Annotated in this window: 11 protein-coding genes; 3 read left to right on the top strand and 8 right to left on the bottom strand. The window is 67.7% G+C overall.

Annotated features, from left to right (window positions below; translation table 11 throughout):
• Positions 1-937 (bottom strand): DUF222 domain-containing protein (locus tag C9424_RS21220; RefSeq protein WP_116768808.1); only part of this gene is annotated, 937 nt, incomplete at its 3' end.
• A gap of 580 nt (positions 938-1,517) precedes the next feature.
• On the opposite strand from C9424_RS21220, the gene C9424_RS21215 reads away from it, so the two are divergent.
• Positions 1,518-2,072: an NUDIX domain-containing protein gene (locus C9424_RS21215; RefSeq protein WP_116768807.1), complete on the top strand. Its 555-nt coding sequence runs from the start codon at positions 1,518-1,520 to the stop codon at positions 2,070-2,072.
• A gap of 77 nt (positions 2,073-2,149) precedes the next feature.
• Here C9424_RS21215 and C9424_RS21210 read toward each other — a convergent pair whose 3' ends face one another.
• The 3 genes from C9424_RS21210 to truB all read right to left on the bottom strand — a co-directional run bounded on the left by C9424_RS21210 (position 2,150) and on the right by truB (position 3,985).
• A complete protein-coding gene (locus C9424_RS21210) occupies positions 2,150-2,584 on the bottom strand; it encodes a hypothetical protein (RefSeq protein ID WP_116768809.1) in 435 nt (144 codons plus the stop codon).
• A 73-nt stretch (positions 2,585-2,657) separates the two neighbouring features.
• On the bottom strand, positions 2,658-3,011 hold the full coding sequence (locus C9424_RS21205) for a hypothetical protein (protein WP_116768806.1): 354 nt from the start codon (positions 3,009-3,011) through the stop codon (positions 2,658-2,660).
• On the bottom strand, positions 3,011-3,985 hold the full coding sequence (gene truB, locus C9424_RS21200; RefSeq protein ID WP_116768805.1) for a tRNA pseudouridine(55) synthase TruB: 975 nt from the start codon (positions 3,983-3,985) through the stop codon (positions 3,011-3,013). Before truB ends, C9424_RS21205 begins: the two co-directional genes overlap by 1 nt.
• 109 nt (positions 3,986-4,094) lie before the next feature.
• On the opposite strand from truB, the gene C9424_RS21195 reads away from it, so the two are divergent.
• Together C9424_RS21195 and C9424_RS21190 are read left to right on the top strand one after the other, a co-directional pair.
• Complete coding sequence (locus tag C9424_RS21195) at positions 4,095-5,321, top strand: pyridoxal phosphate-dependent aminotransferase (protein ID WP_116768804.1); 1,227 nt, start codon at positions 4,095-4,097, stop codon at positions 5,319-5,321.
• A 91-nt stretch (positions 5,322-5,412) separates the two neighbouring features.
• Positions 5,413-5,622: a hypothetical protein gene (locus tag C9424_RS21190; RefSeq protein WP_091249763.1), complete on the top strand. Its 210-nt coding sequence runs from the start codon at positions 5,413-5,415 to the stop codon at positions 5,620-5,622.
• Between the two features lie 31 nt (positions 5,623-5,653).
• On the opposite strand, the gene C9424_RS21185 is transcribed toward C9424_RS21190, so the two are convergent.
• The 4 genes from C9424_RS21185 to infB all read right to left on the bottom strand — a co-directional run.
• A complete protein-coding gene (locus tag C9424_RS21185; protein WP_116768803.1) occupies positions 5,654-6,001 on the bottom strand; it encodes a CU044_2847 family protein in 348 nt (115 codons plus the stop codon).
• Between the two features lie 79 nt (positions 6,002-6,080).
• On the bottom strand, positions 6,081-6,503 hold the full coding sequence (gene trxA, locus C9424_RS21180) for a thioredoxin (protein WP_425547160.1): 423 nt from the start codon (positions 6,501-6,503) through the stop codon (positions 6,081-6,083).
• Between the two features lie 198 nt (positions 6,504-6,701).
• A complete protein-coding gene (rbfA, locus tag C9424_RS21175) occupies positions 6,702-7,211 on the bottom strand; it encodes a 30S ribosome-binding factor RbfA (RefSeq protein ID WP_091249753.1) in 510 nt (169 codons plus the stop codon).
• Between the two features lie 282 nt (positions 7,212-7,493).
• A partial coding sequence (infB, locus tag C9424_RS21170; protein WP_116768801.1) for a translation initiation factor IF-2 occupies positions 7,494-10,060 on the bottom strand: 2,567 nt, incomplete at its 5' end.

The raw sequence follows: 10,060 nt of genomic DNA, 5'->3' as shown, positions 1-10,060 counted from the left end.
GGGCGTCGGTCCAGCGCCGGGCGATCCGGGTCAGGAAATCGGGGTCGTTCTCGATCGCGGTCAGGGTCAGGGCGTGTTCCATCGCGGCGGCGGTCCCGGGCGGGCACAGGTGCCGGACCCGGTCCAGTGCGGTGGTGATGATGGTCGCGGTTCGGGACGCGATCTGCCCGGCCGCGACGGCGGCGCCGAGTTCCTCGTGCACGGCCGGCACCGGTGCTCCGGTGAGTCCCTGGCGGGGCAGCAGGTCCGCGGCCTGGGTCAGCCGGCGCCGGGCTTCGGGGGCGCTGATCCGCAGCCGTGCCCGCAGGAACTCGGTGGCATTCTTGTAGCCGTCGTCGGCCGCGGCGCACACGCCGGCCGGCCTGCCGCTACGGTCAAATGCCGTCCAGCCGTGCGTCCCCACCTCAGATCCGCCGTCGAAATCCACGTCAGTCCCGGCCCCGGATTCGCCGTCAGATCCGGCGTCGGTTCCGGCGGGGGTGTGTTGTGTCCAGCCGGTGAGCCAGCCCGCCGGCGCGGTCTCGGCGGCCCGGCCCGCCGGCGCCGGCCGGGTCCAGGTTGTTTGTTTGCGGGTCCGGTCCACCGCGGCGGCGGCGATGAGTTGGAAGTATTCGACCGTCCGGGAGAGTTCCTCCACACGGCCGGCGAAGTCCGCGGCATCGACCAGGGAGAACCGGGCCGCCTCGGCGGCCGCCGGGCCCAAGGACCGCAGCAACGCCAACGCCGCTTCCACCGCGCCGCCGGCACCATGGCCCGCAGCGCCGTTGGCGGCAGCAGTCGCGGCGCCGCCCAAAGTACCGTTCCCGGCATGGTCTGCGCCACCGACGTGTGATGCTTCAGACTCCCCGGCCGCGCCGGCCGGGCGGGAACGCCGCGAGGACGCGACCGGGCCGGCCCACGGGGCCCGCTCCGGGATGAACGCTCCAACGCCTTCCATGTCTCAACGATCCCAGAGGGGTCCGACAAAAAAGACCGAACCGGTTCCGCACCGACGTGGCGCCGCATCCGGCTGCCACCCCGGCCACCAACGCCGGCCAGGCGGGGACGCCGCGTGGACGTGACCGGGCCGGCCCACGGGGCCCGCTCCGGGATGAACGCTCCAACGGCTTTCATGTCTCAACGATCCCAGAGGGGTCCGACAGTATTGACTGACTTGCTGCCGCGTCTTGTGACGCCCTCCAAGGGGTTTGTCTACGGGGCTTGGTCGAGGGGTTCAACAAGGACTTGGCCAGCGGTTACCGCAAGGTTTGCTGCAGGTTTTCGGGCCAACGCCTTCGGTGCGAGATCCTCAGGACAAGGGCTGAACTGCGGGCTGAGATCCACGATCCCCACGCCCGTGTCAGTGACTTCCCATCTGAGCCCTGGGCCCAGCACCCACCCTCAGCACTCACCCAGCAGCACCCAGCAGCACCCAGCTGCCCGGACCAGCAGCGGAACCCAGCCACCCTCACCAACATCCCGTAACACTGCGTACGCTTCCCGCGGTCCTAGGAAGCGGCACGTGGCAAGCTGTAGGGATGGACAGCACAGTCGTACCCCAACCCGGGGATTCACCATTCGTAGGGCCCGTATCGGGCGAGCCTCGCCGCCCCTTGGGTCCCCGCGATCCGGGTGATGCCTGGGTGGAGGGCGACCGCGGCCGGTTCTGGGGACGGTTCGGTTCCGCTGGGCTCCTGGTCCACGACCCCGCCAAGGGCGTCCTGCTCCAGCACCGCGCCCTTTGGAGCGATCAGGGCGGCACTTGGGGACTCCCCGGCGGCGCGCTGCACCAAGGGGAAGAGGCCATCCACGGGGCCTTACGGGAAGCTCAGGAAGAAGCGGCCGTGCCCCCGGAGAACGTCCGCGTCCTCTTCACGTCGGTGTTCGACGTCGGTTATTGGACGTACACCACGGTCGTTGCCGAAGCGCTGCAGCCCTTCGAGGCCAAGATCAGTGACCCGGAAAGCCTCGAACTGCAATGGGTGGGGATTGACGCCGTCGCCGGCAAGGAACTGCACCCGGGCTTTGCGGCAGCCTGGCCCGGGCTACGAAGCCGGCTCGCGGAGGATCCACGCATCACCCTCCGGGCATAACGTACGGTCCACGCTCGTCAACGCGTGCCACGCCGGAAAACCGCGGCCGGCCCAATCCGCCCGGGACGCAGCCCGCTCTAAGCCTTCCGAGCAGCAGGCCGCCGCCGGTACAGCCAGATGAGCCCCAAGATCGGCAGCAGGAGCGGAATGAACCCGTAGCCGCGGCCGAACAAGGACCAGACTGTCTCGTGCGGGAAGTTCACCGAGTCGAACACGCTCAGTGCACCCACTACCAAGACGCCGACGAGTTCCACCAGAACCGCGACCACGGAGACTTTGAAGGCGGTGCGGCCCGGCCTCGCGAGGGACACCGTCGCCACAACGTAGACCACCGCGGCGAAAGCGGACAACAGGTACGCCAGAGGCGCCTCGGAGAACTTCGTCAGAATCTGGTAGCCGGCCCGGGCCGTTGCAGATATGGCGAAGACGGCGTAGACGGCAATCAGCAGGCGGCCGGGTCCGGTGTTGCGGGTATCGGTCGACGCCGGTGCAGCGTCCGCCTGCCCGGTCATCCGGGAGGACACCTCCGGGGTGCCGGTTCCGTCCTGCGAGGATTTTGCACTCACGTTTTCTGCCTCTTCCATGTCAGTACCAGATCTGGTTCATGCGGGCGGCCATCACCACGGCGGTGACGCCGACGGCGGCCAGCACGAAGTTGCTCCAGCGGGTCCGCTCCAGAATGGCCCAGTACACGGCACCGATCGGGAGGAGCAGCGCCGTCGCCATATAGCCCCAGAACTCCCACGGCTCCCCCGCGATCCGCTCCCCGCTGGCCACCCGGACAATCGACCCGACCAGATAGACCAGGAGGGAAAGCTCGACGGCGGCCACCGACAGGATCGTGGTGTCGTTGGGCGCCTTTTTCAGGAGGCCTGCGGTCACGCAGATGATGGTCGACAGCAGGCCTACCACCAGGATGATGTAAAAATACGCGTCCACTACTGGCCGGCCTGCTTGCCGTTGCCCTGTTTGGCGTTGCCGTGCTTTTCATTGTCCGGAGCGAACACCAGCACCGGCTTCGCGTAGCTTCCGGCGTCGGCCAGGAGGGCCACGAGTGTTCCGTCAGGCGCGAACGCCGCTGCCGGTTTGTCGGCGGTCGCCGCGTCCGGTGTGCCGGCACCGGTTCCGGCGGCGATCCTGCGTCCGAAGGAAATCTCGGTGGTTTCGGCCTCGCTGAGTTCACGGTTCGGCATAAGCGCCCGGGCCGCGTCCGACATCTCCAGGACGTCCAGCTTCTCCGCCAGTTCTTCGAGCGTGTGCGCCTGGTCAAGCGTGTAGGGACCCACTTGGGTCCTGCGGAGCGCCGTCAGGTGACCCCCGACGCCGAGAGCCTCGCCGAGATCGCGGGCCAGGGCGCGGATGTAGGTTCCGGAGGAGCACTCCACCGTGACATCCACATCCACTGCCTCACCGGCAGTCTCCCCCGCCTCCCCCGCGCGGACGCGGCGGATCTCGTGCACCTCAAAGCGGTGGATCGTCACGGGCCGGGCTGCCAGCTTGACCTCTTCACCGGAACGGACTCGCGCGTAGGCGCGTTCGCCGTTGACCTTGATGGCACTGACGCTGCTGGGAACCTGTTGGATCTCTCCGGTCAGTGCGGCGACGCCGGCGCGGATGGCGTCTTCGGTGATCCCGGTGGTGGTGCGGGTGGCAGTGACTTCACCTTCGGCGTCGTCCGTCACGGTGGATTCGCCCAGCCTGATGGTGGCGGTGTAAGTCTTGGACGTGCCTACGATGTAGGTCAGCAGCCGGGTGGCCTTGTTGATGCCGACCACAAGAACGCCGGTGGCCATCGGATCCAGTGTCCCGGCGTGGCCGACCTTCCGGGTACCGGCGATACGCCGCATCCGTCCAACCACATCGTGGCTGGTCCAGCCTTGCGGCTTGTCCACTATCACCAGTCCAGAAAGCACGCCTCCCAGTATATGCGGGCCAGCCGTGCCCCACCGCCCACGGACCGGCCGCGGACCGGCGCCCGGCCTAAGCACCCCATCGCGAGGGCCGCCCGTTAGGATGGCAGACATGCCCGAGCTTGCCGCACATGTCCGCGAGGTCCCGATCAACCAGATTCGGGAGATCACCGAAGCCGCCTGGGGAACGCCCGGTGCGATCGTGTTGAGTATCGGCGAGCCAGGTTTCGCCGTCCCCCGCCACGTCCTCGAAGCCGGAATGGCATGCCTCGAGCGGGACGAGACCAACTACACGCCCAACGCCGGGATCCCGGCCCTGCGCGAGGCCTTCGCCGCGCGGTTCCGCGAACACAACGCGACGCCGGTCGGCGCGGACCGCGTGTACGTGGTCGACGGCGCCCAGCAGGGCCTGCACTTTGCCATGAGCCTGCTGCTCTCCCCCGGCGACGAAATCCTCATTCCCAACCCTGGCTATCCGACCTTCGTGATGACCAGCAGCCTCCTGCACGCCGTCCCCGTCCGGTATCCGCTCTATCCGGAGCACGACTTCCAGCCGCGGATCGAGGACATCGAGGCCCTCATCACGCCGCGGACTAGAGTGCTGATCCTGAATTCTCCGTCCAACCCGCTCGGCGCTGTCCTGGGCGAGGACCTGACGCGTCGCCTCGTGGAGCTGGCGAGACGGCACGATCTGTGGATCATCTCGGACGAATGCTACGAGGCGTTCACGTACGATGTCCCGCACGTCAGTCCGGCCAGGTTCGACAGTGAGGTACCGGGGGAAGCGCGGGTGTTCACCTCGCTCACACTGTCCAAAACCTATGGGCTGACGGGGCTCCGCATCGGCGCGCTGATCTGCCCGCCGGGGCTCGAGCAGAAGATGAACAATGTCATGGAGGCGATCGTGTCCTGCGTGGCGTCGCCGTCGCAGTACGCCGCGCTGGCGGCGCTGACCGGTCCCCAGGACTATGTCAGCCACGCGCGCGCCCACTACCGGGCCAACCGCGATGCGGCCTCGGTGGTGCTGCACTCCCATGGCATCCCGTACCTCACGGCGCAGGGCGCGTTCTATCTGTGGGCGGATGTGTCCCACGTCAGCGGCGGGGACGTCCGGGCGTGGACGCGCCGCTTCCTGGCGGACCACGGTGTGGCCTTCGCCCCCGGCACGGCGTTTGGTTCGATCGGCGAGGGCTGGATCCGCATTGCGCTCTGCGGCAGCCAGGCCGACCTCGTGGAGGGCCTCGGACGCCTCCCCGCACGCCGGGCCGCAGCGGGCCCATCCGGCGGAGCTGCCGGGTCCACAGACCCTATCGCTGGAACTGCCGGCGCCATAGCCTGAGCACACGGCGCCCCGAGCCCGCGCGGCCGACTTTGTTTCGGGTTGTCCTGGTTCGTCCGGGCGCTGTGGATTCCGGCCAAGGGAGTACATCGTGTGGTGGCAAGACCTGCTGTGGGGTTTTTGGAACGGGCTGACGGCATGGATCGTCCTGATCGCCCATGTCTTCGGGTTTTGGAATGAGTTCCCCTTCTACAACTCCGCCCGCGCGGGGAACTGGTACGACTTCGGTTACCTCCTGGGCATGGGATCTCCCGTGCTGGGCGGCGGCCTGGGAGCCCGGGGGCGTTCCCGGCGACGCTAGGCCGGCTACCCCGCGGCCCACGGACGGGGAATCAGAGCATGATCTCTTCCTCCGGTGCTAAAGCCGCCACGGGAGCCTTGGTGAATGACATCCGGATAACGAAGTGCGCTTCGGCGGAATTCTTGGCGATGATGGCTCCGGCCTCGCCCGCCAGCTTCACGCCGAACTGGAGTTCCAGGTGTTCCGGACCAAGTTCCTTCATCACCTCGGCGGCAGCGTTGGCCGCCGGCCGGACTGCCGAGAGTGCGTCCTCGAGGCGCCGACCGGCGTCGAGGATCCCCTGCTCGTTGCGGGAAGGCCGCTCCACGCCGAAGCTGTTGTCCTCGACCTCCACCAGCACTGTCCCCGACCCGACTTCGTAACGCAGGATCTCGGTCATTTCTTCCTCCATATCAACGCGCTGTGCGGGCTGTACAACGCGGCCAGGTAATACGGGCCGGGTAATGCGGACCGGACGGTCACCTCGGGGCTGCGGACAGCGCGGCGTCGAGCCAGCTGCGGAGGGCCGCGGCCGGCGGCGCTCCCGCCTGGCGGGCTGCCACCGCGCCGTTCTTGATGACAAGCAACGTTGGAATCGCCTGGATATCGAACCGCTTGGACAGCCCCGGAGAGGTGTCGACGTCGACCTTCACGAGCTTGAACTCCCCGGCGCGTTCCAGCGCCAGCTTGTCCAGCACCGGGCTGACCATGCGGCACGGCCCGCACCAGGCCGCCCAGAAGTCGACTAGAGCCGGCACGGAGGACTTCTCCGCGACCAGGGGGAAGTCGGCGTCGCCCGCCGCGACAATCCACGGAAGGTCCCGGCGGCAGTTGCCGCAACGCGGATGCCCGGCAGCCACAGCAGGAATCCGGTTGGTTTTCCCGCAGTGCGGGCACTTCATCAGGCTGGATTCCACGACGCGCCGTCGCCTTCCCGCATACCCGCAGTCATGATTCCATGGGACTCCCCGCCCCTGAACGGGCGTAGAGTCAAAGGTCCCGCGGCCGGCCCCCGCAGCCGGAACCAGGAAACCGGAACGCCAGCGGAAACAGCCGTGGCCGGACCCTTGCGGGTCCGGCCACCGTTGTTGAGGGCGGTACTACTTGTTGCGGTCCTCGTCGATCTGGTCTTTGTCGATCAGATCCAGGTCCTCTTCATCGAAGTCGTCCTCATCCAGCTCTACGTCCTCCGGGGTGTCGGACTTGTAAGGATCGGCGTCCCCGGCGTGCTTGGCGCCTTCGGCCAGCGCCGCCACCTCGGCGTCGCGCTTCTTCGCCGCCCGGAGCAGTTCCTCCAGGTTCGAGGCGTTGACCGGAATCTGGTCCGCCACGAATTCGAGCGTCGGAGTCAGGCGCACGGTGATGTTCCGCCCGACTTCCTGACGCAGCACACCCTTGGCCTTCTCGAGCCCCTTGGCAGCATCAGCCTGGGCCACTTCGTCACCGAACACCGTGTAGTAGACGGTGGCGTGCTGCAGGTCGTTGGTCACCCGCGAATCGGTCACGGTGACGCCCTCAAGGCGAGGATCCTTCACCCGCCGGCCCAGGGCCTCAGCAACGACAACCTTAATCCGCTGCGCCAACTTGGCAGCCCGTGCGGGATCAGCCATTTCCACTCCTAAAAGATTTGGATGTACGACGGCGCGCTAAGTGCTGGCGTACACACGTTGGGTTTGTTGCCACGCGCCTAAGGCGAGTCTACGACGGACTCCCGTTGGATTCTTCCGGCGGCCTGGGAGTGGCATCGGGCCTGCCGGAGCCGGACGGTTTGCGATCGAAGATCGAAAACCGTCCGGCGAAGGGGCGGGGCCGCCGGAAGAATCCAACGGCCCCGCCCCTTGGGCGGGCGCCCCCAAAACTCGGAGGCTCCCCGCCATAACTGCTAGGACACTCTAGACGCGCGGCTTCTCGCGCATCTCGAAGGTCTCGATGATGTCACCTTCGTTGATGTCGTTGTACGAGCCAAGACCGATACCACACTCGAAGTCCGTGCGGACCTCGGTGGCGTCGTCCTTGAAGCGCTTGAGCGTCTCAACGGTGAGGTTGTCGCCGATGATCTTGCCGTCGCGGGTGATACGGGCCTTGGCGTTGCGCCGGATAACACCGGAGCGGACGATCGAGCCTGCAATGTTGCCGAACTTGGAAGAACGGAACACTTCGCGAACCTCGGCGGTGCCAAGCTGGACCTCTTCGTACTCCGGCTTGAGCATGCCCTTGAGGGCTGCCTCAATGTCATCGATTGCTGCGTAGATGACGGAGTAGAAGCGCATGTCCACGCCTTCGCGGTCTGCCAGTTCTGCAACACGCTCGGCGGGCTTGACGTTGAAGCCGATGATGACGGCGCTGTCGACCGTTGCCAGGTTGACGTCGTTCTGCGTGATCGCACCAACACCGCGGTGGATGACGCGGAGCTGGACACCCTCTCCGACGTCGATCTTGAGCAGCGCGTCTTCGAGGGCTTCCACGGCACCGGACACGTCACCCTTGAGGATGAGGTTGAGGGTGTCGATCTTGCCTTCGGCGACGGCCTGGTCGAAGTCTTCCAGGCTGATGCGCTTGCGGCGCTTGGCCAGGGCGGCGTTGCGGTCAGCGGCTTCACGCTTCTCGGCGATCTGGCGGGCGGTGCGCTCGTCAGCGGTCACGAAGAAGGTGTCACCGGCACGCGGGACGTTGGACAGACCCAGCACCTGCACGGGGCGGGACGGGCCGGCCTCGGTCAGGGCGCTGCCGTCGTCGTCGAACATCGCACGGACGCGGCCGTGGGCCGTGCCTGCCACGATGGTGTCGCCGACGTGCAGGGTACCGGACTGAACCAGGACGGTGGCCACGGAACCGCGGCCCTTGTCCAGGTTGGCTTCGATCGCGATACCGCGGGCGTCCTTGTTCGGGTTGGCGCGCATGTCCAGGGCAGCGTCTGCGGTGAGCAGGACGGCGCCGAGGAGCTCGTCGATGTTGAGGTTCTGGCGGGCAGAGACCTCAACGAACATGGTGTCGCCACCGTATTCTTCCGGAACCAGGCCGTACTCGGTCAGCTGGCCGCGGACCTTGTCCGGGTTGGCGCCTTCCTTGTCGATCTTGTTCACGGCCACGACGATCGGCACGTTGGCCGCCTGGGCGTGGTTGAGGGCTTCAACGGTCTGGGGCATAACGCCGTCGTCCGCTGCGACCACCAGGATGGCGATGTCGGTGACCTTCGCACCACGGGCACGCATGGCGGTGAACGCCTCGTGGCCCGGAGTATCGATGAAGGTGATCTTGCGATCGAGGCCTTCGTGGTTGTGCGTGACCTGGTAAGCACCGATGTGCTGCGTGATGCCGCCGTGCTCGCCCGCCATGACGTCGGACTTGCGGATGGCATCGAGCAGTCGGGTCTTACCGTGGTCAACGTGACCCATGACGGTGACGACCGGAGGACGTGCCTCGAGGTCTTCGTCGCCTTCGGCTTCGAGCTCGGCTTCGAAGTCGATGTCGAAGGTGGAGAGCAGCTCGCGCTCCTCGTCCTCCGGCGAAACAACCTGCAGCTTGTAGCCAAGTTCCTCACCCAGCAGGGCAAACGTCTCTTCATCCAGCGACTGCGTGGCCGTGGCCATTTCGCCGAGGTGGAACAGAACGGTCACCAGTGCTGCGGGGTTTGCCTCGATCTTGTCGGCAAAGTCCGTGATGGACGAGCCACGGCGGAGCCGGACTACGGTGTTGCCGTCGCCGCGGGGCACGCTTACGCCGCCCAGCGACGGAGCACTCATCTGCTCCAGTTCCTGACGCTTGGCACGCTTCGACTTGCGCTGCTTGCCACGGCCTGCGCCGCCCTTACCGAAGGCGCCCTGGGTGCCGCCGCGACCGCGACCGCCCTTACCAAAGCCACCACCGGCCGGAGCGCCGCCACCGGCACCGGGAGCACCGGTACCCGGAGCGCCACCCGGACGGCCCGGACCACGGCCGCCGCCACCGGGACGGCCTGCACCTGCGGGTGCGGGACGTTCGGTGCGGTTAGGCATCATGCCCGGAGTCGGACGGTTTCCGCCGGCTCCTGCCGGACGACCAGCGCCGGGAGCGCCAGCCGGACGCGGGGCGCCGGGGCGGGGGCCGCCTGCGCCGGCTGCCGGACGGGGACCACCCGGACGGGGGCCGCCAGCACCTGCTGCGGGGCGCGGGCCGCCGGGGCGTTCGCCCTCGGTGCGGCTTCCGCCCGGACGCGGCATGCCCTGGGACGGGGCGAACGGGTTGTTGCCCGGACGCGAGGGACGTTCGCTATCGCCGCCGCGGCCTCGGGGCATGCCCTGGGACGTGGCGAAGGGGTTGTTGCCGGGACGGGGACCGCCCGGACGCGGTGCGGAACCGCCCTGGCGTGCCGGAGCAGCCGGGGTTTCAGCCTTGGGGGCCGGACGCGCACCGGGCTTGACGCCCGTCGAGGGAGCAGCCGGGGCCTGGGCGGCGGGGGCTGCCGGCGCCTGGGCGGCGG

Source organism: Arthrobacter sp. H-02-3, from assembly GCF_003097355.1.
In the GTDB taxonomy this organism is placed as follows: Bacteria; Actinomycetota; Actinomycetes; order Actinomycetales; family Micrococcaceae; genus Arthrobacter; species Arthrobacter humicola.
This window is presented reverse-complemented; position numbering and strand designations above follow the sequence as displayed.

Coding starts and splice junctions, on each gene's coding strand:
- C9424_RS21210 (WP_116768809.1), bottom strand. CDS start 2,584: ATGACCGGGCAGGCGGACGCTGCACCGGCGTCGACCGATACCCGCAAC.
- rbfA (WP_091249753.1), bottom strand. CDS start 7,211: ATGGCTGATCCCGCACGGGCTGCCAAGTTGGCGCAGCGGATTAAGGTT.
- trxA (WP_425547160.1), bottom strand. CDS start 6,503: ATGAAGTGCCCGCACTGCGGGAAAACCAACCGGATTCCTGCTGTGGCT.
- C9424_RS21215 (WP_116768807.1), top strand. CDS start 1,518: ATGGACAGCACAGTCGTACCCCAACCCGGGGATTCACCATTCGTAGGG.
- C9424_RS21195 (WP_116768804.1), top strand. CDS start 4,095: ATGCCCGAGCTTGCCGCACATGTCCGCGAGGTCCCGATCAACCAGATT.
- C9424_RS21185 (WP_116768803.1), bottom strand. CDS start 6,001: ATGACCGAGATCCTGCGTTACGAAGTCGGGTCGGGGACAGTGCTGGTG.